Below are 20,349 nucleotides of genomic sequence, written 5' to 3' on the forward strand. Positions count from 1 at the left end.
CCGTGCCTCTTGTCCCCACCGGCGACCTGGTCGCCGCTGCCGCCGCCGCGCACCGCGCCGTCGCCGCCTTCAACGTCGTCACGCTCGAACACGTCGAGGCGGTCGTCGCCGGCGCCGAGTCGGCGGACGCCCCCGTCGTCCTCCAAGTGAGCGAGAACGCCGTCAAGTTCAGGCGGGGGCGGCTGCACCCCCTGGCCCGCGCCGCCGTCGCGGCGGCCGAACGCGCCGCCGTGCCCGTCGGATTGCACCTCGACCACGTCCAGAGCGACGCCCTGCTGCGGCAGGCGGCGGACGCCGGGTTCAGCTCCGTGATGTACGACGCCGCCCGGCTGCCCTACGCCGAGAACCTCGCCGCCACCCGTGCCGCGGCCGACTGGGCACACGCCCAAGGCCTGTGGATCGAGGCCGAGTTGGGACAGGTGGGCGGCAAGAACGGCGAACCACCGCTGGACGCCCATGCCCCCGGCGCCCGCACCGACCCCGCCGAGGCACGCGCCTTCGTCACGGACTCCGGCGTGGACGCCCTGGCGGTGGCCGTCGGCAGCACGCACGCGATGACGACCCGCACCGCCGCCCTCGACCACGACCTCATCAAGCGCCTGGCCGCGGCCCTCGACGTCCCGCTCGTCCTGCACGGCTCGTCCGGCGTGCCCGACGACGAACTGACCGCGGCCGTCACCGGCGGCATCACCAAGGTCAACATCGGCACCGCCCTCAACATCGCCCTGACCGGCGCCGTACGGGAGTACCTCGGCGCCCACCCCGAGGCGGTCGACGCCCGCACGTACCTGGCCGTGGGCCGGGAGGCGATGGCGGGGGAGGTGGAGCGCACCGTCCGCCTGCTCGGCCGCGCTACTTCCTGACGGCCCTGAGCACCACGAACTTCGGGTCACTGGCCACCAGTTCGCTGTTCCCGAACAGCCGCCGCAGCGTCACGTGGTACCCCAGATGACGGTTGCCGACCACCCACAGCTCGCCGCCCGGCCGCAACGCGCGCCGGGCGTCGGCGAACATCCGGCGCGCGGTGGCGTCGGTCGTGGCCTGATGGGAGTGGAACGGCGGATTGTTGAGCACGAGGTCCACACTCCCGTCCGGCACTCCGCTCAACCCGTCCCCGACCCGGAACTCGGCATGCCCCGGCACACCGTTCGCCTTGTACGTCGCCTCGGCCGAGGCCACCGCCTGGAACGACTCGTCGACGAACAGCACCTCTGCCTCGGGGTTGGCCAGCGCCACCGCCGTCCCCACCACTCCGTTGCCGCAGCCGAGGTCCACGACGCGCCGGCCGCCCCCGCTGTCCGGCAGATGGCCCAGGAAGAACCGGGTGCCGATGTCGAGCCGGTCGGCACAGAAGACGCCCGCGTGATTGACGACCGTGCGCCCGGAGACCGGCCCGACACCCTCGGGCAGGGCGTAGCTGTACGGCCACGGGTTGGCGGCGTTCTTGCCCGACGCGTCCGGGGTGCTGAAGATCAGCCGTGCCTTCTTCTCGGCGAGGGAGGTTCGGGTCGGGCCGATGATCCGCTCGAAGAGCCTCAGCGTGGAGGTGTGGATCTCCTTCACCATGCCCGTGCCGACGACGACCGTGCCCTCGTGCACCCCGGGCGCGAGGCGCAGCAGCTGGTCCTCCAGCAGAGCCAGGCTCTTCGGCACCCGCACCAGCAGCACGTCGATCCGCTCCGGCGGCGGGTCCTGGGTCGTGAGCAGCCGCACCGCGCCGGTCCCGACGCCGTTGCGGGCGAGATTCGCCCGGGTCGCCTCCTGGCTCAGGTACGAGTCCGTGATCTGCGTCGGCCCGTGCGCGGCCAGCGCCGTGACCAGGGCGCCCCAGCGGTCGCCGAGGACCACGACCGTGCCCGACAGGGGGACCTCCTGGAGGTGCCGCAGCAGATACTCGTCGGAGGCGTCCCAGGCACGCAGCCGGTCACGCGGGTCCTCGGGAAAACGGGCCAGCGTCAGCTCGCCCCAGGGCGTCGTCATACAGTCGTTCATCGTGTGTCCAGGCTAAGCGACCCAGGGAAAATGGGTTCATGGACGCCGAGCTGTTCCCCAGGTCCCGTACCGAGGTCGCGCCGGGCGCGGTGCACGTACCGGACTGGCTCGACGCCGGGCGGCAGCGCGAGCTGCTGGAGGCCTGCCGGGAGTGGGCCCGTCCGCCCGCCGGACTGCGGACGGTACACACACCCGGCGGCGGCACGATGACCGCCCGGCAGGTGTGTCTGGGGTGGCACTGGTACCCGTACGGCTATGCCCGCACGGTCGTCGACGGCGACGGCTCCCCGGTGAAGCCGTTCCCGGCGTGGCTCGGGGAGCTGGGACGCGACGCGGCGCGGGAGGCGCTCGGGGAGACACCCCCGCCGTACGACATCGCCCTGATCAACTTCTACGACGGTGACGCCCGCATGGGCATGCACCGCGACAGCGACGAGCAGTCGGACGCGCCGGTCGTGTCCTTCAGCCTCGGTGACAGCTGTCTCTTCCGGTTCGGCAACCCTGAGACGCGGACCCGGCCCTACACGGACGTGGAGCTGCGCAGCGGGGACCTGTTCGTCTTCGGCGGGCCCGCACGGCTCGCCTACCACGGCGTGCCCAAGGTGTACCCGGGCAGCGCGCCGCCGGAGTTGGGGCTGACCGGGCGGCTGAACATCACGCTCCGCGTCAGTGGCCGGTAGACGGCCCGCGCAGCGGATCATGGGAGACTCGCCCTCATGAGCGGCAAGGCGGACCCCCGGCCGGCGGGGGAAGGGACCACCTCGAGGACGCGGTTGGACCGGGGGCGCGGTGCGCTCGGGCCCGCACTGGAGCTCGTGCACACCGGACGCGCCCCGACCCGGGCCGTGCTCACCGCCGAGCTCGGCGTGACCCGGGCCACGGCCGGAGCCGTGGCCGCCGAGCTGGAGGCGCTCGGTCTGATCAGGGTCGACGCCCGGCCCGGCGCGGCCGCGGGTTCCCAGGGCCGGCCCTCGCACCGGCTCGCGGTCGCCGAGGACGGACCCGTCGTCCTCGCCGCCCAGGTGCACGCCGACGGATTCCGCGCGGCGCTGGTCGGGCTCGGCGGCCGTATCGCCGCCACCGCGCCCGCCCGCGAGACCGTCGACGCCGACCCGGCGAAGATCATCGGCTCGGTCGTCGAGGCGGGCGCCGACCTGCTGCGCACCACCGGCCTCCGCTGCGTCGGAGCCGGTCTCGCCGTGCCGTCCGCCGTCGCCGAACCCGACGGCACCGCGCTCAACCCGCTCCACCTGGCCTGGCCCGTCGGCGCCCCCGTACGCCGGATCTTCGCCGAGTGCGTGCGCGAGGCAGGCATCGCCGGGCCGGCGTTCGCCGGCAACGACGTCAACCTCGCCGCACTCGCCGAGCACCGGCACGGTGCCGGGCGCGGCGCCCGCGACCTGCTCTGCGTGGCCACCGGACACCGGGGCGTCGGCGGCGCGCTCGTCCTCGACGGCCGTCTGCACACGGGCAGTTCGGGTCTCGCCCTGGAGGTCGGCCACCTCACGGTCAACCCCGAGGGCCGCCCCTGCCACTGCGGCAGCCGTGGCTGCCTCGACGTCGAGGCCGACCCGCTGGCGCTCCTCACGGCCGCCGGGCGCGAGCCGGGCCCCGTGGTGTCGCTGCTCCAACAGGCCAACGAACTCATCCGCGACCACTACGACGACCCCACCGTCCGCGCCGCCGCCGAGACCCTCATCGACCGGCTGGGACTGGGCCTGGCCGGGCTGGTCAACATCCTCAACCCCGACCGCATCATCCTCGGCGGCCTGCACCGCACCCTCCTCGCCGCCGATCCCGACCGGCTGCGCGCGGTCGTCGCCGACCGCAGTCTGTGGGGGCAGAGCGGCGGCGTACCGATCCTGGCGTGCACCCTGGATCACAACAGCCTGGTCGGCGCCGCCGAGGTGGCGTGGCAGCCGGTGCTGGACGACCCGCTCAGGGCCCTGGGGCGGGCCTGACAGTTCCCGCCTGCTCCGAGGCGTCCGGCACGCCCTAGCCGACCAGTGACTGCGTACCGAGGACGGAGAGCAGCGCCAGCTTCTCGGCCTCCTCGGTGCCCGGCTCCGCCGAATACACCAGGATGTGCAGGTCGTTGCCCTCCACCCGGAGCAGATCGCAGTCCAGCGTCAGCGGTCCCACGTGGGGGTGCTCGATCGTCTTGCGCGAGCCCTCCAGCCGGCCGACGACTCCCGCGTCCCACAGCTCGGCGAACCGCTCACTGTTCGCCCTCAACTCCGCGACCAGCCGCCGCAGTTGCCGGTCGGCGGGATACCGGGCGTACGTCGCCCGCAGCTCCGCGACCATCCCCACCTCGAAGTCGCGCCGCTCCTCGGGAGTGTGCCGGACCCGGGTGGGCGCGCCGGTGAAGTTGCGCCACACCCCGTTGCGGTCGAGGCCGCGCAAGCCCGACGGATCACCCATCAGCGCCGCGTACATCGGGTTGGCCACGAGCAGCGTCATCGCCGCGTCCGACACCCCGACGGGCGTGTCCACCAGCCGGTCCAGCAGCCGCTGCACGCTCGGCGTGATGTACCCGGGCACCGTCTCGGGCCCCGGCGGCACCAGCCCGGCCAGCCGGAACAGATACTCCCGCTCGTCCCCCGACAGCCGCAGCGCCCGCGCCAGCGCCTCGACCACCTGCCCGGACGGGTTCGCCGCCCGGCCCTGTTCGAGCCGGGTGACGTAGTCGACCGAGATCCCCGCGAGCAGCGCCAGCTCCTCGCGCCGCAGGCCCGCCGCCCGCCGCTGACCGCCGGCCGGCAGTCCCGCGGTCTGCGGCGCGACCCGGTCCCGCCAGCGGCGCAGCGCCTGCCCGAGTTCCGTCGTCGTCATGCACCCAGTGAACCGCGTCGGCCGGGCGGGTGCCTGGTACTGGGAGTCCCAGGAAGAAGGGTCTTCTGGCTGTCCCGTGGCTCCGGCGCGACCGTGGAGCCATGACGATCACACTCATCACCGGAGCGAACAAGGGCCTCGGCTACGAGACTGCCCGACAGCTCATCGACGCGGGTCACACCGTCTACGTCGGTGCCCGCGACGCCGAACGCGGCCGTCGTGCCGCCGAACAGCTCGGCGCCCGCTTCGTCCAGCTCGACGTCACCGACGACGCCTCCGTCCAGGCCGCCGCGAAGACCATCGAGGCCGAGGGCGGCCTGGACGTCCTGGTCAACAACGCCGGCATCGAGGTGCGCGGCCCGGACAACGCCATCCCGACCGCCGCCGGCACCACCGCCGACGAGATGCGCACGGTGTTCGAGACCAACGTCTTCGGCGTCGTCCGCGTCACCCACGCCTTCCTCCCGCTGCTCCAGCGGTCCGCGGCGCCCGTCGTGGTGAACGTGAGCAGCGGCCTGGCCTCCCTGACCGCGATGTCGGACCCGAAGTTCTTGGGGCACTTCTACCCGGCCATCACCTACCCGGCGTCCAAGACCGCGGTCAACATGATCACCGTCCAGTACGCGAAGGCCTTCCCCGAGATGCGGATCAACGCGGTCGAACCGGGCTTCACCGCGACCGATCTCAACGGTCGCACGGGCCACCAGAGCGTCGAGGAAGGCGCCGGGATCATCGTCCGCATGGCCCGGACCGGCCCCGACGGACCGACCGGCGGCTACTTCGACGCCAAGGGCTCGCTGCCCTGGTGATCCGCTGATCCGCTGATCCGCTGATCCGCGTAGGCTCGCGACATGCGGATCTCAGTCTCCTCCGACATGGACGAACCCGTGGCGCGAGCCCTGGTCGCCGAGCTGCGCGCACGCGGCCACGAGGTGACCACCCATGGGGCCCTCGAACCCGGGGCCGACCCCCAGTGGGCCGTCTGCTCGGAGGCGGCGGCCCGGGAGGTCGCCGACGGGACGGCGGATCTGGCGGTCGTGTGCTGCTGGACCGGCACGGGCGCGTCGATCGCCGCGAACAAGGTCCCCGGCGTGCGGGCCGCCCTGTGCACCGACGCCTACACCGCGGACGGCGCCCGCCGCTGGAACGACGCCAATGTCCTCGCCCTCGGCCTGCGCCTGACGTCCGAGCCGCTGATGAAGGAGATCCTCGACGCGTGGTTCGCGGCCGAGGTCAGCGAGGACGCGGAGGACCGGGCCAACGTGGAGCGTCTCAGGGGGCGGTGAGGCTCCACAGCACGGCCACCGAGGGCCGCCGCAGATCGGCCCGCCGTACGCACAACCCGATCGGGAACGGCTCCGGCGGAGGGTCCGCCGGAAGCACCGCCAGCCGGTCCCGTACCGCACTGTGCTCCAGCACCAGCCGCGGCACCACCCCCGTACCGCAGCCGAGCGCGACCAGCGTCAACAGCCCTTCATGGCCGTCCGGTTCGCAGGCGACCTCGGGCGAGACGCCGCGAGCCCGGAACCAGCGGTCGGCGGCGTCCCGGACGAGCCCGCGGTGGGGGAGGACGAAGGGCCCGTCGAGGCCGGGGTCGGGCCGGTCCCGGGCGGTGACCAGGACCAGCTCGGTCACCGCCACGGTCCGCCCCACCAGGGACTCGGGCAGCCGCGCCGGGATGCCCGCCACGGCGACGTCGACCTCGCCCTCGTCCAGCCGCGCCAGCGCCGCCGCCGCGTCACCGGTGCGCAGGTCGAGCCGCACCTGGGGGTGGGCGGCCCGGAACCGGGCCAACAGGTCGGGCAGCAGCGCCTGGCAGGCGGTCACCGTCGCGAACACGGCGAGCCGACCGGTCAGTTCGGCCGGGTCGGGATGCTCCTCGCGGTAGGAGCGCCACAACTCCAGTGCCTGGACGGCGTATTCACGGAACCGGTGCCCCTCGGCCGTCAGCGACACCCCGCGCGGCCCCCGGTCGAACAACCGGTGCCCCAGATCCGCCTCCAGCCGCTGCACGGTCCGCGTCAGCGTCGCGGGGCTGACATGACAGTCGAGGCTGGTCCGTCCAAAGTTCAGCGACTGCGCCAGATGTAGAAAAAGACGCAGCTCCCGATGGTCGTCACGCATCATCTCACCTGCGCCTTTCAAATCCTGCAAGAGGGCGCTGCACAGGTTGCGCTTGCCGCAACGCCCGCCGTGAGCCTACAACTCGACCATGACCTCGACCACGCACACCTCCCGTGTCTTCAGCCTCGAGACGATGGACGTGCCGGGCGGCACGGAGACCATCCTGCGCGGCGGCCGGCATCTGTTCCCGCTGCTGCCGCAGGCCTTCGCCGGCGTCCGCCGCATCGGTGTCCTCGGCTGGGGCCCGCAGGGCCGCGCCCAGGCCCTCAACCTGCGTGACTCCCTCGCCGGCACCGGCATCACGGTGGCCGTCGGACTGCGCCCCGGATCGGCGTCGGCCGCCGACGCCCGTACCCACGGCTTCACCGAGGAGGACGGCACCCTCGGCGACTGGCTGGCCGTCGCCGCCGACAGCGACCTGGTGATCCTGCTGATCGCCGACGCGGCCCTGGCCGCCCACCACACCGAGATCTTCGCGGTGTTGAAGCCGGGCGCCGCCATCGGCCTCTCGCACGGCTTCCTGCTCGGGCACCTCCGTGAGACCGGCGGCGACTTCCCGCCCGGGCACCCCGTGGTCGCCGTCTGCCCCAAGGGCATGGGCGACTCCGTGCGACGGCTGTACCAGCAGGGCGCGGAGGTCAACGGTGCCGGGATCAACAGCAGTTACGCGGTTCACGCCGACCCCGACGGCCGGGCCGCCGACCTCGCCCTCGGCTGGTCGGTCGCGCTCGGGTCGCCGTACACCTTCCGCACCACCCTCGACAGCGAGTACCGCTCGGACATCGTCGGCGAACGCGCGATCCTGCTCGGCGCCGTCCACGGCATCGTCGAGACCCTGTTCACGCGCTACCGCCTCGCCGGGGACGACGAGGTGACGGCGTACGAACGCTCCTGCGAGAACGTGACGGGCCCGATCGCCCGCACCATCTCCCGGGCCGGGCTGCGCGCGGTCCGCGAGGGTCTCGGCCCGTCCGCCCGGGACGTCTTCGACCGCGCGTACACGGCGACGTACGGCCCCGCGCGGGAGATCGTCGCCGAGATCTACGACGAGGTCGCCGACGGCACCGAGCTGCGCAGCGTGATCCTCGCCGAACGCCGCCTGGGCGCCCGTCCGATGAGCGAGATCGGCGGCTCGCCCATGTGGTCCGTCGCGGAGCGGGTGCGGGCCCGGCGCGGTGCGCGCGAGCTTCCCGTCGACCCGTTCACGGCAGGAGTCTTCGTCGCCACCATGCTCGCCCAGATCGACGAGTTCGCCGACCGCGGCCACCCTTGGTCCGAGATCGTCAACGAGTCCGTCATCGAGGCCGTCGACTCCCTGCTGCCCTACATGCACGCCCGCGACGTGGCCCACATGGTCGACAACTGCTCCCGCACGGCCCGGCTCGGCGCCCGCCGCTGGGGCCCGCGATTCCAGGCCGCGTACGAGCAGATCGCCTACCCTGCGGCAGAACGCCCGGCAGACCAGGGCCTGTTGGACGCCTTCGACACCCATCCGGCCCACGAGGCCCTGGCCGCGGCGGCGAAGCTGCGTCCGCCGGTGGACATCTCGGTGGCCTGACGCAGGTGTGTCAGGCCCCGTCCTTTCGAGCGGGGCGGGGTCTGGGGACCAGTTCGCCGCCGCAGTTCGGGCAGATGTCGTGCATCGCCGCGCTGCACGCGACGCAGTAGGTGCACTCGTAGACGCAGATGCGCGCGGCGGCGTCGGGCGGCAGTTCGGCCGTCCCGCAGCGTTCGCAGCGGTCACGCATTTCCAGTGCCATGTACTCCCTCTCGGCTTCGCCCGGTGCCGATCATGCCTGTTCACCGCCACTCGACGGCGAAGGCCCGGCCGGGGTTCACCGTCATCATGCGCTCCACCGTCTCGGTGCCGACGGCCGCCACCAGCCGCGGCCGTACCCGGCGCAGCAGATACGGCATCCCCGGCCCGCCGTCGACCGAGCGGGCCGACGCGGTCGTGGTGTCGCCGCCCAGCAGCAGCCGGTCGCCGAACCCCGCCTCGGCCAGGGCCCGCACCGCGTCCGGCATCCGCCAGTCGGTGGCGTGGTTCGCGCGCGACGGCCCGTCGAAGGCGAGCCAGCAGCCGGAAGCCGCGGCCTGGAGATGGGTGACCGAGTCGGGGAAGCGGTTGAGGTGCCCCAGGATCACCCGGTGCGGGGGTACGCCGCACTCGCCGCACAGGAGGTCCAGTACGTCCAGTGCGCCGGTGCCCAGTTCCAGGTGCACCGCGATCGGCGCGCCCGTCGCGTGGTGGGCCTCGGCCGCCGCCGTCATCGTCCAGCGCGCGTGCGCGTCGAGCGCGTGGAAACCGCCCGCCACCTTGATCAGCCCGGCCCGCACGCCCGATGTGCCGATGCCGCCGGTGAGTTCGGCGACGAAGAGCTCCGCGAGCCGGGGACCCCGCAGCCCCTCCAGGACCCGCTCGTCGTAGTGGACGGCCTGATGCAGCCCGGTCGATGCGACCACGGCGACCCCCGTCTCCCGGGACAGCGGCGGCAGATCGGCGGCCCGCCGCCCCAGGCCGTACGGCGTCCACTGCACCACCGCGCCGCCGCCCTCGGCCCGGAAGGCGAGCAGCTCGGCGCGGGCCGCGGACACGTCCCGCAGTTCCTGGCCCGGTAGCTGAGGGCTGCCGAAGAACAGGTGGTCGTGCGCGTCGCACACCCCGAGACCCGCGGGGTCCACGTCGCCGAGGACCGTGCGGACCGCGCTCACCACTGGCGCCCGCGGGGCACTCGGTCCAGGCCCGGCGCCGACAGGTGCAGGACCTGGAAGACGTCGCCTTCCGCCTTGGGGGTGTCGTGCGCCCACAGCGAGAAGTGGACGAGTTCCCAGCGGGAGGTGTCGACGGCGGCCGCCGCGAGCAGCGCCCCGTCCTCACCCGCCAACCGCCTCGCCTCACCCGCCGCGTGGGCCGTGAACGCCCCCAACTCCACGCCGTCCGGCACAGGTTGACGCCGCCGCACCGCGACCCGCGCGCGCAAGCCGGCGGCGCCGCCCTCCTCGTACGCCAGACCGGTCCACTGCCGCACCGACGGCCGCCCGAAGTCGTCGCTCAGGCCCTGGAAACCACCGCCCCAGAGAAAGGAGTTCATGCCCTCGACCGTGTTCCAGAGGTAGAACGGCGCGTACTGGTTCACGGGGGAGTCGTGCCCGCCGCGCTCCCGCATCAGATACGCCTTCAGGCCCATGCCCTCCCAGTCGTCGAGGAGATGTCCCTTGGCGGCGACGCGGGCCCGGATGACGTCCATGTCATAGGCGGCGGGCAGCGTGATCTCGTACTGCATGGCGTGCATGAAGAATGCCTCCCGGCTATCGCTGTCGGGGTGCGAGGAGCGACAGCAGCCCCCTGACACCCGCGTCGAACGCTTCCGGCGACCCGGCCGCGCGGGCCAGGACGTAGCCGCCCTGGACGGTGGCGACGACGGTGGCCGCGATGGCCTCGCCGTCCAGCGCGGGCGCGAACTGGCCCTGTTCCTTGCCCTCTTCGACGATCCCGGCGATCCGTTCCCGGAGCCAGTCGAGCGTCTCGTCGACCGGCGCGCGCAGCTCGTCGCTCGCGACGACGTCCGGATCCATGGTCAGCCGGCCGACCGGGCAGCCGCGCAGCACGTCGCGCTCGCGCAGCAGATAGGCCTCGATGCGCTCGTACGGCGTCCCCGGCCCGTCCAGTACTCCCTCCGCGGTGGCCCGCATCTCCTCGGCCGTCCGCCGGATCGCGGCCAGCGCGAGGTCGGGCTTGCCTTTGAAGTGGTGGTACATGCTGCCCTGTCCGGCGCCCGAGCGCTCCAGGATGGCCTTGGGGCTCGTGCCCACGTAGCCGCGCTCCCACAGCAGCTCGCGGGTGGACTCGATCAGTCGCTCCGGGGTGCTCATGAACCTACTGTACATACTAGTAGTTACAGAAGGCCGGAAGGCGCGGGAAGCAGGTCCCTGCGCCTCCCGTACTCCCGGGGAGGTACCCGGACTGCCGCTGGCTGTACGACGACCCGGACCCCCGGCCGAAGCCACTCTCGAGGCATCACCGCAACACCTCACTAGGGAGATGACCCGAGATGCAGACCCTGGCGCACTGGGACGGCGGGCCCGGCCCGTGGATCCTTCTCTTCCCGCTGATCTGGGCGGCCGTCGTCGTCGGCGCCGTCACCCTCCTGCGCCGCACGGTGTGGCGCGGCCGCGGCGGCCCCCGCCGGTTCGCCGTCGACGACAACTCGCCCCTGACCGTGCTCGGCCACCGCTTCGCCTCCGGCGAGATCGACGAGGACGAGTACTGGCGCCGGCTCTCCGTCCTGGACGAGCAGTTCGGCCGCCGCACGGGCAAGGGCGGTGCGGCATGACCGTCACGACCGAGGTGCGCACCGCCGCCCGCGTGGTCGACGCGGTGAAGGTGTACGGCGCCGGCGACACCGCCGTCCGCGCCCTGGACGGCGTCAGCGTCGCCTTCCCCGCCGGTCGCTTCACCGCGATCATGGGGCCCTCGGGCTCCGGCAAGTCCACCCTCATGCACTGCGCGGCCGGTCTCGACACGCTCAGCGCGGGCACCGCGTGCATCGGCGACACCGAACTGGGCTCCCTCGACGACCGCCGCCTGACCCTTCTGCGGCGCGAGCGGGTCGGATTCGTCTTCCAGGCGTTCAACCTGGTGCCGACGCTGACCGTGCGGGAGAACATCACGCTCCCGCTCGACCTGGCCGGCCGCAAGGGCGACCAGGAGTGGGTCGAGGCCCTGATCGACGTCGTCGGGCTGCGCGACCGCCTGCACCACCGCCCGTCCGAGCTGTCCGGCGGGCAGCAGCAACGCGTCGCCGTGGCGCGGGCGTTCGCCGGCCAGCCGGACGTCGTCTTCGCCGACGAACCGACCGGCAACCTCGACTCCCGCTCCGGCGGAGAGGTCCTCGGCCTCCTCGGCCGCACGGTGCGCCACACGGCCCGCACGGTCGTCATGGTCACCCACGACCCAGTGGCCGCCGCCCACGCCGACGAGGTCGTCTTCCTCGCCGACGGGCGCCTGGTGGACCGGATGACCGCACCGACCGCCGAACGGGTCCTGGACCGCATGAAGGCCTTCGACGCGGGGACCTCCCCGGCCACGGTCTTCGACGGCGGCACCTCCCCGGACGCGGAGGTGTCGTCATGAACGCCGCCGTACGCCTGAGCGCCTCTTCCCTGCGCGCCCACAAGCGCCGTTTCGCAGGGACCTTCCTGGCCGTGTTCCTGGGCGTCGCCTTCCTGGCGGGCACCCTCGTCATGGGCGACACCCTGCGCGCCAGCTTCGACACGATGTTCGGGCGGGCCACCAGCGGCACGGACGCCGTGGTCCGCAGCGCCGACGCCATCACCACCCCCGGCGAGAGCCAGGGCGTGCGGGCACCGGTCCCCGCGGACCTCGTGGACGCCATCGAGAAGGTTCCCGGCGTGGCCGCGGCCGCCCCCGACATCCAGGGCGCCGGCCAGCTCGTCGGCGCCGACGGGGACCCCATCGGCGGCAAGGGCCCGCCCACCCTCGCCGGCAACTGGATCACGGACCCCGAGCTCAACGCCTACCAGCTGGCCGAGGGCCGCGCCCCCGCCCGGTCCGGCGAGGTCGTCATCGACCGGGGCACCGCCGAGCGGGGCGGCCTGCACCTCGGCGACACGACGACCCTGCGCACCCCCGACCCCGTCAAGGTGACCGTCGTCGGCCTGGCCACCTTCGGCGGCGAGGACGGCATGGCCCAGGTGACCTTCACCGGCATGACCCGGGCGGACGCCGAGAAGTACCTGACGGCCCGGCCGGGCGAGGCGTCGACCATCAAGGTCCGGGCCGCCGCCGGGGTCGGTCAGCAGCAGCTGGTGGACCGGCTGACTCCCGTGCTTCCCCAGGGAGTCGAGGCCATCACCGGGCAGGAGTCGGCGGAGGAGAACACCGAGATGATCTCCAGCCAGTTCCTGACCGTCTTCACCCTCTTCCTCCTCGTCTTCTCGGGCGTCGCCCTGCTGGTCGCGACCTTCTCCATCCACAACACCTTCGCGATCGTCGTCGCCCAACGCACCCGCGAGAACGCCCTGCTGCGCGCCCTCGGCGCCTCCCGGCGCCAGGTCACGGCGGCGACGCTCGTGGAGGCCACCGCTGTCGCGGTGACCGCCTCGCTCGCGGGCCTGGCGGGCGGCATCGGCATCGCCGCCGGTCTCCAGGCCCTGTTCCCGGCCATCGGATTTCCCTTCCCCGAGGGCGACTTGGTGGTCGGCGCGCTGTCCCTGCTGCTGCCGCTGGCCGTGGGCACCGTCGTCTGCCTCGGCTCCGCGCTGCTGCCCGCCGTCCGCGCGGGCCGCACCGCCCCGATGGCGGCCCTGCGTGAGACGGCGGTCGACACCTCCGCCGCCTCCCGCGTCCGCGCCGTCACCGGTCTCGGCCTCGGCGCCCTCGCCCTGGGCCTGACGATCGGCGGCGTCCTGGTCACCCCGTCGCTGTGGCTCGCCGGTGCCGGAGCCGTGCTCGCCCTGGCCGCATTCGTGGTGCTCGGCCCGGTCGCCTCCACCACGGCGGTACGGGTCCTCGGCAGTCCCCTCGACCGGCTGCGCGGCGTCACCGGCGCCCTCGCCCGCCGCAACGCCCTGCGCAGCCCGCGGCGGACGGCCGCCACCGCGAGCGCGCTGATGATCGGCGTCGCCGTCGTGACCCTGTTCACCGTGTTCGCCGCCTCGCTGAAGGCGACCATGGACCAGACGGTCTCGCGCTCCTTCGCGGGCGACGTGGCCGTGAGCACCCCCTCGTTCGGCGCCGGAGGCAGCAGACTGAGCCCCCGGCTGGCGGACGCCGTGGCCCGGCTGCCCGAGGTGGACACCGCCGTCGGACTCGGCCGCGGGGTCGCCGAAGTCGACGGCAAGGGGCGGGCGTTGACCGTCACCGACCCGCTCGCCCTGGCACGCACCTTCGACCTGGGCGACGTGCGGGGCTCCCTGGCCGGCCTCGGCACCGACGGCATCGCCGTCACCGAGAGCGAGGCCGACGAGCAGGGCCTGAAGACCGGTGACAAGGCCCGCCTCACCTTCACCGACGGCGAGACCAGGACCTTCACGGTCCGTGCCGTCTACGGGCGCTCGGAACTGGCGGGGGACTACGTCATCACCCGCGCCGCCTGGGCACCGCACCGCACCCAGGACTCCGACACCCTGCTGGCGGTGTCGTTCAAGGACGGCGTCGGCACGGACACCGGCAAGGCCGCGGTCGAGAAGGTGGCGGAGCGCTACGGCAACCCCGAGGTGCAGACCCGGGACGAGTACGCCCAGTCGTCGGCGGGCGGCATCGACATGATGCTCACCCTCGTCTACGCCCTGCTGGCCCTCGCCGTCCTCATCGCGCTGCTCGGCATCGCCAACACCTTGACCCTGGCGATCCATGAACGCACTCGCGAACTGGGCCTGTTGCGGGCCGTCGGACAGACCCGCTCCCAGCTGCGCGCCATGGTCCGCTGGGAAGCGGTCCTGGTCGCCGCCTTCGGCACCGTCGGCGGTCTCGGCCTCGGCGCCTTCCTGGGCTGGGTCCTGGTCAAGGCCTCCGACGGCGCGAGCGACAGCGCGTTCGCCTTCGCGATGCCGCCGACTCAGCTGGCGGTCGTTGCTCTGGTCGGCCTCGCGGCGGGCGCCCTGGCGGGCCTGCGCCCGGCCGGCCGGGCCGCCCGCCTGGACGTACTGCGGGCCGTCGCCACGGAGTGACACGCCTGCCGACCGGTGGGTCGGGGCAACCCTGTCGAGTTCCTTGACCCCCGGTCCGCACTCCATGATGCTGTGTTGCGGCACATGAGATGCGTGCCGTAATGAGCAACATTCGCTGCGAGGCTCGATCATCACCGGAGGAGTGGCCATGTCGCACCAGGTCCGTGCTGTCGTCGCGCGGGGCAAGGGAGCCCCCGTCAGCCTGGAGACGATCATCGTGCCCGACCCGGGGCCGGGTGAGGCGCTGGTGAAGATCGAGGCCTGCGGGGTCTGCCACACCGATCTGCACTACCGCGAGGGCGGCATCAACGACGACTTCCCCTTCCTGCTCGGCCATGAGGCCGCGGGTGTCGTGGAGTCGGTGGGGGAGGGCGTCACCGACGTCGCCCCCGGTGACTTCGTGATCCTCAACTGGCGTGCGGTGTGCGGGCAGTGCCGGGCCTGTCTGCGCGGACGCCCCTGGTACTGCTTCGACACCCACAACGCCAAGCAGAAGATGACCTTGGCCGGCACCGGCGAGGAGCTGTCGCCGGCGCTGGGCATCGGCGCGTTCGCGGAGAAGACGCTGGTGGCGGCGGGGCAGTGCACCAAGGTCGACCGCTCGGCCTCGGCGGCGGCCGCCGGACTGCTGGGCTGCGGCGTGATGGCCGGCCTCGGCGCGGCCATCAACACCGGCGGCGTCGGACGCGGCGACTCGGTCGCCGTCATCGGCTGCGGCGGCGTCGGTGCCGCGGCGATCGCCGGGTCGAACCTCGCGGGCGCGGCGAAGGTCATCGCCGTCGACATCGACGACCGCAAGCTGGAGACCGCCAGGAAGCTGGGCGCCACCCACACGGTCAACTCGCGTGAGAGCGACGCGGTGGAGGCGATCCGCGAGCTGACCGGCGGCTTCGGCGCCGACGTCGTCATCGAGGCGGTGGGCCGCCCGGAGACCTACCAGCAGGCCTTCTACGCCCGCGACCTCGCCGGCACCGTCGTCCTCGTCGGCGTCCCCACCCCGGAGATGAAGCTCGAACTGCCGCTGCTGGACGTGTTCGGCCGCGGCGGCGCGCTGAAGTCCTCCTGGTACGGCGACTGCCTCCCGAGCCGCGACTTCCCCATGCTGATCGACCTCTACCTCCAGGGCCGGCTCGACCTCGACGCCTTCGTCACCCAGACCATCGCCCTGGACGAGGTCGAGAAGGCCTTCGAGCGGATGCACGACGGCGACGTCCTGCGCTCGGTGGTTGTCTTCTGATGACCGTCCGCACAGAACACCTCGTCACCTCGGGGACGTTCTCCCTGGACGGTGGCACCTGGGACGTCGACAACAACGTGTGGATCGTCGGCGACGACTCCGAGGTGATCGTCATCGACGCGGCCCACGACGCCGAGGCGATCGCGGTGGCGATCGGCGGGCGCACCCTCCGGGCCATCGTGTGCACCCACGCCCACAACGACCACATCGACGCCGCCCCCGCGCTCGCCGAACGCACGGGCGCCCCGGTGCTGCTCCACCCGGACGACCTCCCACTGTGGAAGCAGACCCATCCCGACCGGACGCCGGACGCCGAACTCACCGACGGGCAGCGCATCTCGGTCGCCGGCATCGAGCTCACGGTGCTGCACACACCCGGCCACGCGCCCGGAGCGGTCTGCCTGTACGCGCCGGCCCTGACCGCCCTCTTCAGTGGCGACACGCTGTTCAACGGCGGGCCGGGGGCGACGGGTCGGTCGTACAGCCACTTCCCGACGATCATCGGCTCCATCCGGGACCGGCTGCTGTCGCTGCCCGGCGACACCGTCGTGCACACCGGGCACGGGGAGACGACCACCCTCGGCGCGGAGGCCCCGCACCTCCAGGAGTGGATCGACCGCGGCTTCTGACCGCTCCCGCGGGAGCCTTCGCACGGCGCCCGTTCCGCCTGTTTCCGCAGGTGGAACGGGCGTTTCGAGCTGCCTGGAGCCCCGTCCGCGGAACCGTTCGAACCGGGCGTGGTGATGCCTTGACAAGGGTTCCGAGCGGCCCGCAGACTGGCGTTGCGTCAATCGCAATCCGTTTCGCTATACGCACCGAGGTGTCATGATGATTCCCGCGTGCCGTCTCGCGGATCTCCCGCGAGGTGAGGCCCACCGGCTCGACATCGATCCGCCGGTCTCGGTGTTCCACACCGACGACGGCGAGCTCTTCGCCATCGACGACACCTGCACCCACCAGGACGCGTCGCTCGCCGACGGCTGGCTGGAGGGCTGCGAGGTGGAATGCCCGCTGCACGCCTCGAAGTTCGACCTGCGCACCGGAGCGGTGGACGCCCCGCCGGCCAAGCTCCCGGTGCGGACCCACGAGGTCGTCGTCGAGGACGGCATGATCTACGTCCAGTTGTCCACGGCGGCCCCCAACCTGCCGCCCTGCATCTCGGCCCGGCTCGCCGGAGGTCCCGCGTGAGGACCGTCGCCGTGGTCGGCGCCTCACTGGCCGGCCTCTCGGCGGCACGTTCACTGCGCAAGCAGGGCTACGACGGCCGGCTGGTCGTCATCGGGGACGAACCGCACCGCCCCTACGACCGGCCCCCGCTGTCCAAGGAGTTCCTGGCCGGCACCCTCGCCGAGGCCGAACTCGCCCTGGAGAGCGACGACGAGGACCTGGCGGCGGAATGGCTGCTCGGCACCCGCGCCGTCGGCCTCGACCACCGCGGCCGTACGGTCCGGCTCGCCGACGGTCGCGAGGTGCGCGCCGACGGCTTCGTCCTCGCGACCGGCGCCGCGGCCCGCACCCTGCCCGGCTCCGAGGGCCTCGCCGGGGTGCACACGCTGCGTACCCTGGACGACGCCCGCGCCCTGCGCGACGAACTGGCCCGCGGCGGACGGCTGGTGGTGATCGGCGGCGGGTTCATCGGCGCCGAGGTCGCCTCCACGGCGTACTCCCTCGGCCTGGAGGTGACCGTCGTCGAGGCGGCCCCGACCCCGCTCGCCGGCCCGCTCGGCGAGACGATGGGCGCCGTCGTCTCCGGTCTCCACGCCGACCACGGCGTACGACTGGTGTGCGGCGTCGGGGTGAAGGGGCTGAGCGGCGAGCACCGCGTCGACGCCGTCCTGCTGGAGGACGGCCGCGGCCTGCCCGCCGACATCGTGGTCGTCGGCGTGGGCGCCCGCCCCAACGTCGAGTGGCTGGAAGGCTCCGGCATCGCCCTCGACAACGGCGTCACGTGCGGCGCCGACGGCCGCACCAGCCTGGCCGGAGTGGTCGCGGTCGGCGACTGCGCCAACTGGTACGACCCGCGCGCGGGCCACCACCGCCGGGTCGAGCACTGGACCGGCGCCCGCGAGCGTCCCGACGCCGCGATCGCCACCCTGCTGGCGCAGGGCGCGGTGGAACCGGGGGTGCCCCGGCCTCCGTACTTCTGGTCCGACCAGTACGGCGTGAAGATCCAGTTCGCCGGTCACGCCGCCGTTGCCGACAGCGTGACCGTCGAGGCCGGCAGCGCGGACGGCCGTGACGTGCTGGCCGTCTACCGGCGGGCCGGCGATCCGGTCGCCGTGCTCGGGATGAACCAGCCGAGGCTGTTCACGCGCTGGCGCAAGCAGCTCGCCGCGACCTCTTGACACCGCCCACGTGAATGCCCCCTCCATGACGCAGGAGTGCACTGTGACCTCGACCAGCCTGCCGGACAGTCTGATCGCCACCCTTCCCGGCTCCTCCTACACGGATCCGGCGCTCTTCGCCCAGGAGCAGGAGCGCATCTTCGAGACCATGTGGTTCTGCGTCGCGCGCGCCTCCGAACTGGCCAAGCCCGGCGCGTTCCGCACCGTCGACGTGGGCCGCGAGAGCATCCTCGTCACCCGGGCGCGGGACAACACCGTCCGCGCGTACTTCAATGTGTGCCGCCACCGCGGCGCCAAGCTCTGCACGGAGGAGACCGGCGAGGTCAAGCGGGCCTTCCAGTGCCCGTACCACGCCTGGACCTACGACCTGAACGGCAAGCTGGTCGCGGCCCCCAACCTCACCAAGATGCCCGACGTCGGCCGCACCGAGTACGGCCTGGTGAGCGTGGCCGTGCGCGAATGGCTCGGCTATGTGTGGGTGTGCCTCGCGGAGAACCCCCCGTCCTTCGAGGAGGACGTGCAGGGCGCGGTCGTCGAGCGTCTCGGTGACGTCGAGTCGATCGAGCGCTACGACATCGACAACCTCTCGGTCGGCAGGCGCATCACGTACGACGTGAAGTCGAACTGGAAGCTCATCATCGAGAACTTCATGGAGTGCTACCACTGCGCCACGATCCACCCCGAACTCACCGAGGTACTCCCGGAGTTCGCGGACGGTTACGCCGCCCAGTACTACGTGGGCCACGGTGCGGAGTTCGGCGAGGAGGTGCGGGGCTTCACCGTCGACGGCTCCGAGGGCCTTGACCGCATCCCGGGCGTCGCCGAGGACCAGGACCGCCGCTACTACGCGATCACGGTCAAGCCGCAGGTGTTCATCAACCTCGTGCCCGACCATGTGATCTTCCACCGGATGTACCCGGTGGCCGTCGACCGCACGATCGTCGAGTGCGACTGGCTGTATCTGCCGCATGTCGTCGAGAGCGGCAAGGACGTCAGCCGGTCGGTGGAGCTGTTCCACCGCGTCAACCAGCAGGACTTCGACGCCTGCGAGCGCACCCAGCCCGGGATGAGTTCCCGTATGTATGCCAAGGGCGGTGTGCTGGTGCCCAGCGAGCACCACATCGGTGCCTTCCACGACTGGGTGAACGAGCGCCTGGGCCTGTCCCAGGGCTGACCGCGGGCCGGTTCAGCCCAGGTAGCCCATGCGGTGGCTGATCTCCTCGGCGCCCTTGACCAGCACGGGTGAGAGTTCGTGCAGCCGCTCCTCGGTGAAGCGGTAGGCGGGGCCGGAGGCGCTGAGCGCGGCGATGACCTCGCCGTCCCGGTTGCGGATCGGGGCGGCCATCGCGTGCAGGCCGATCTCCAGCTCCTCCAGGGTGAAGGCGTAGCCGCGCTCGCGCGCCTCGGCGAGGTTCTTCTCCAGCTTGGTCTTCGCGGTGATGGTGTGCGGCGTGACCTTCTTCATCCCGGACTCGGCGAGCAGCGCGGCGCGCTCCTTCGCGGGCAGGTGGGCCAGCAGGATCTTGCCGCTGGAGGTGGCGTGCAGCGGGGTCAGCTGGCCGACCCAGTTGTGCGCGGTGACCGCGCCCGGGCCGCGCACCTGGTACAGGTTGATCGCGTAGTGCTCCTGCATGACGGCGATGTTCACCGTCTCGCCGATCTCCTCGGCGAGCCGCTCGCACACCGGGCGGCCCTGCTGGGTGATGTCGATACGCCCCGTGACCGCGCCGGCCAGGCGCACGATCCCGAAGCCGAGCCGGTACTTGCCCCGCTCGCCGGCCTGCTCGACCAGACCGCGCGCCTCCAGGGCGCCGAGCAGCCGGAACGCGGTGGACTTGTGGACGTCGATCTCACCGGCGACCTCGCTCACGCCCGCCTCGCCACGCTGCGCGAGGATCTCCAGGACGCTGATCGCCCGGTCGACCGACTGCACCCCGCCGGCGTGTGAATTCGACGTTTCCGTTTCACTGCTGTAGTTGCTCACAGTGAAACTATACGCGCAGTAAACAACACGCCTGCAAGTAACGCACCCGAAACCAAGTCGTTTGAAGTTGCGCGGTTCGCAACCTGGTGCGTATAGCGCTACCAGCGTTAGCATGCCTCGCATATCTACGGCGCGAGCGA

Annotated in this window: 22 protein-coding genes; 14 read left to right on the forward strand and 8 right to left on the reverse strand. The window is 72.5% G+C overall.

Annotated elements, in window-relative coordinates; all coding sequences use genetic code 11:
* Window positions 1–2 precede the first annotated feature (2 nt).
* Window positions 3–863: a ketose-bisphosphate aldolase gene (locus ACFUO4_RS25940; protein WP_383488905.1), complete on the forward strand. Its 861-nt coding sequence runs from the start codon at window positions 3–5 to the stop codon at window positions 861–863.
* Here ACFUO4_RS25940 and ACFUO4_RS25945 read toward each other — a convergent pair.
* Complete coding sequence (locus tag ACFUO4_RS25945) at window positions 853–1,980, reverse strand: methyltransferase (protein ID WP_383488908.1); 1,128 nt, start codon at window positions 1,978–1,980, stop codon at window positions 853–855. The genes ACFUO4_RS25940 and ACFUO4_RS25945 overlap by 11 nt on opposite strands.
* A 50-nt stretch (window positions 1,981–2,030) precedes the next feature.
* Between ACFUO4_RS25945 and ACFUO4_RS25950 the strand changes: the two genes are divergently transcribed.
* Together ACFUO4_RS25950 and ACFUO4_RS25955 are read left to right on the forward strand one after the other, a co-directional pair.
* Entirely contained in the window at window positions 2,031–2,672 is a 642-nt protein-coding gene (locus ACFUO4_RS25950; RefSeq protein WP_383488910.1) for an alpha-ketoglutarate-dependent dioxygenase AlkB family protein, read from the forward strand.
* A 36-nt stretch (window positions 2,673–2,708) separates the two neighbouring features.
* A complete protein-coding gene (locus tag ACFUO4_RS25955) occupies window positions 2,709–3,953 on the forward strand; it encodes an ROK family protein (protein WP_383488913.1) in 1,245 nt (414 codons plus the stop codon).
* Between the two features lie 34 nt (window positions 3,954–3,987).
* Here the strand turns inward: ACFUO4_RS25955 and ACFUO4_RS25960 are convergent, their stop codons facing one another.
* Window positions 3,988–4,827 carry a helix-turn-helix transcriptional regulator gene (locus tag ACFUO4_RS25960; protein ID WP_383488916.1) on the reverse strand — a complete coding sequence of 280 codons (840 nt, stop codon included), beginning with the start codon at window positions 4,825–4,827 and terminating at the stop codon, window positions 3,988–3,990.
* Window positions 4,828–4,928: 101 nt separating this feature from the next.
* On the opposite strand from ACFUO4_RS25960, the gene ACFUO4_RS25965 reads away from it, so the two are divergent.
* Both ACFUO4_RS25965 and ACFUO4_RS25970 read left to right on the forward strand, forming a co-directional pair.
* Window positions 4,929–5,636, forward strand: a complete 708-nt coding sequence (locus tag ACFUO4_RS25965; RefSeq protein WP_383488919.1) for an SDR family oxidoreductase — start codon at window positions 4,929–4,931, stop codon at window positions 5,634–5,636.
* A gap of 42 nt (window positions 5,637–5,678) precedes the next feature.
* A complete protein-coding gene (locus ACFUO4_RS25970; protein WP_383488922.1) occupies window positions 5,679–6,113 on the forward strand; it encodes an RpiB/LacA/LacB family sugar-phosphate isomerase in 435 nt (144 codons plus the stop codon).
* On the opposite strand, the gene ilvY is transcribed toward ACFUO4_RS25970, so the two are convergent.
* Window positions 6,100–6,951 carry an HTH-type transcriptional activator IlvY gene (gene ilvY, locus ACFUO4_RS25975; RefSeq protein WP_383489785.1) on the reverse strand — a complete coding sequence of 284 codons (852 nt, stop codon included), beginning with the start codon at window positions 6,949–6,951 and terminating at the stop codon, window positions 6,100–6,102. The two genes, ACFUO4_RS25970 and ilvY, sit on opposite strands and share 14 nt — an antisense overlap.
* Before the next feature lie 88 nt (window positions 6,952–7,039).
* Between ilvY and ACFUO4_RS25980 the strand changes: the two genes are divergently transcribed.
* The gene (locus ACFUO4_RS25980) at window positions 7,040–8,509 is read left to right on the forward strand and encodes a ketol-acid reductoisomerase (protein WP_383488925.1); all 1,470 of its coding nucleotides are present in this window, start codon (window positions 7,040–7,042) and stop codon (window positions 8,507–8,509) included.
* 10 nt (window positions 8,510–8,519) lie between these two features.
* Here the strand turns inward: ACFUO4_RS25980 and ACFUO4_RS25985 are convergent, their stop codons facing one another.
* From ACFUO4_RS25985 to ACFUO4_RS26000, 4 genes are read right to left on the reverse strand one after another with little or no spacing between them, the layout of a single operon-like run.
* The gene (locus ACFUO4_RS25985; protein ID WP_383488929.1) at window positions 8,520–8,711 is read right to left on the reverse strand and encodes a DUF1272 domain-containing protein; all 192 of its coding nucleotides are present in this window, start codon (window positions 8,709–8,711) and stop codon (window positions 8,520–8,522) included.
* 40 nt (window positions 8,712–8,751) lie between these two features.
* Complete coding sequence (locus tag ACFUO4_RS25990; protein WP_383488932.1) at window positions 8,752–9,663, reverse strand: phosphotriesterase; 912 nt, start codon at window positions 9,661–9,663, stop codon at window positions 8,752–8,754.
* Window positions 9,660–10,244: a DUF4865 family protein gene (locus tag ACFUO4_RS25995; RefSeq protein ID WP_383488935.1), complete on the reverse strand. Its 585-nt coding sequence runs from the start codon at window positions 10,242–10,244 to the stop codon at window positions 9,660–9,662. The genes ACFUO4_RS25990 and ACFUO4_RS25995 overlap by 4 nt, the downstream gene beginning before the upstream one ends.
* A 16-nt stretch (window positions 10,245–10,260) precedes the next feature.
* Window positions 10,261–10,839, reverse strand: coding sequence for a TetR/AcrR family transcriptional regulator (locus ACFUO4_RS26000; protein WP_383488939.1), 579 nt, complete (start codon window positions 10,837–10,839; stop codon window positions 10,261–10,263).
* A gap of 164 nt (window positions 10,840–11,003) precedes the next feature.
* On the opposite strand from ACFUO4_RS26000, the gene ACFUO4_RS26005 reads away from it, so the two are divergent.
* The 8 genes from ACFUO4_RS26005 (at window position 11,004) to ACFUO4_RS26040 (ending at window position 19,399) form a co-directional block, all read left to right on the forward strand.
* Window positions 11,004–11,285: an SHOCT domain-containing protein gene (locus tag ACFUO4_RS26005; RefSeq protein ID WP_383488942.1), complete on the forward strand. Its 282-nt coding sequence runs from the start codon at window positions 11,004–11,006 to the stop codon at window positions 11,283–11,285.
* Window positions 11,282–12,085 carry an ABC transporter ATP-binding protein gene (locus ACFUO4_RS26010; RefSeq protein WP_383488944.1) on the forward strand — a complete coding sequence of 268 codons (804 nt, stop codon included), beginning with the start codon at window positions 11,282–11,284 and terminating at the stop codon, window positions 12,083–12,085. Before ACFUO4_RS26005 ends, ACFUO4_RS26010 begins: the two co-directional genes overlap by 4 nt.
* Entirely contained in the window at window positions 12,082–14,643 is a 2,562-nt protein-coding gene (locus ACFUO4_RS26015; protein WP_383488947.1) for an ABC transporter permease, read from the forward strand. The genes ACFUO4_RS26010 and ACFUO4_RS26015 overlap by 4 nt, the downstream gene beginning before the upstream one ends.
* Before the next feature lie 148 nt (window positions 14,644–14,791).
* Complete coding sequence (locus ACFUO4_RS26020) at window positions 14,792–15,880, forward strand: S-(hydroxymethyl)mycothiol dehydrogenase (protein ID WP_383488949.1); 1,089 nt, start codon at window positions 14,792–14,794, stop codon at window positions 15,878–15,880.
* Window positions 15,880–16,509, forward strand: a complete 630-nt coding sequence (locus ACFUO4_RS26025) for an MBL fold metallo-hydrolase (protein ID WP_383488952.1) — start codon at window positions 15,880–15,882, stop codon at window positions 16,507–16,509. The genes ACFUO4_RS26020 and ACFUO4_RS26025 overlap by 1 nt, the downstream gene beginning before the upstream one ends.
* Before the next feature lie 196 nt (window positions 16,510–16,705).
* Entirely contained in the window at window positions 16,706–17,068 is a 363-nt protein-coding gene (locus tag ACFUO4_RS26030; RefSeq protein ID WP_059196854.1) for a bifunctional 3-phenylpropionate/cinnamic acid dioxygenase ferredoxin subunit, read from the forward strand.
* Window positions 17,065–18,225, forward strand: a complete 1,161-nt coding sequence (locus ACFUO4_RS26035) for an NAD(P)/FAD-dependent oxidoreductase (RefSeq protein WP_383488955.1) — start codon at window positions 17,065–17,067, stop codon at window positions 18,223–18,225. The genes ACFUO4_RS26030 and ACFUO4_RS26035 overlap by 4 nt, the downstream gene beginning before the upstream one ends.
* Before the next feature lie 43 nt (window positions 18,226–18,268).
* The gene (locus tag ACFUO4_RS26040) at window positions 18,269–19,399 is read left to right on the forward strand and encodes an aromatic ring-hydroxylating dioxygenase subunit alpha (RefSeq protein ID WP_383488958.1); all 1,131 of its coding nucleotides are present in this window, start codon (window positions 18,269–18,271) and stop codon (window positions 19,397–19,399) included.
* 12 nt (window positions 19,400–19,411) lie between these two features.
* Here ACFUO4_RS26040 and ACFUO4_RS26045 read toward each other — a convergent pair whose 3' ends face one another.
* Window positions 19,412–20,158 carry an IclR family transcriptional regulator gene (locus tag ACFUO4_RS26045; RefSeq protein ID WP_383489788.1) on the reverse strand — a complete coding sequence of 249 codons (747 nt, stop codon included), beginning with the start codon at window positions 20,156–20,158 and terminating at the stop codon, window positions 19,412–19,414.
* Window positions 20,159–20,349: the final 191 nt, after the last annotated feature.

It is taken from the genome of Streptomyces sp. NPDC057280, from assembly GCF_042668605.1.
Taxonomy (GTDB): domain Bacteria; phylum Actinomycetota; class Actinomycetes; order Streptomycetales; family Streptomycetaceae; genus Streptomyces.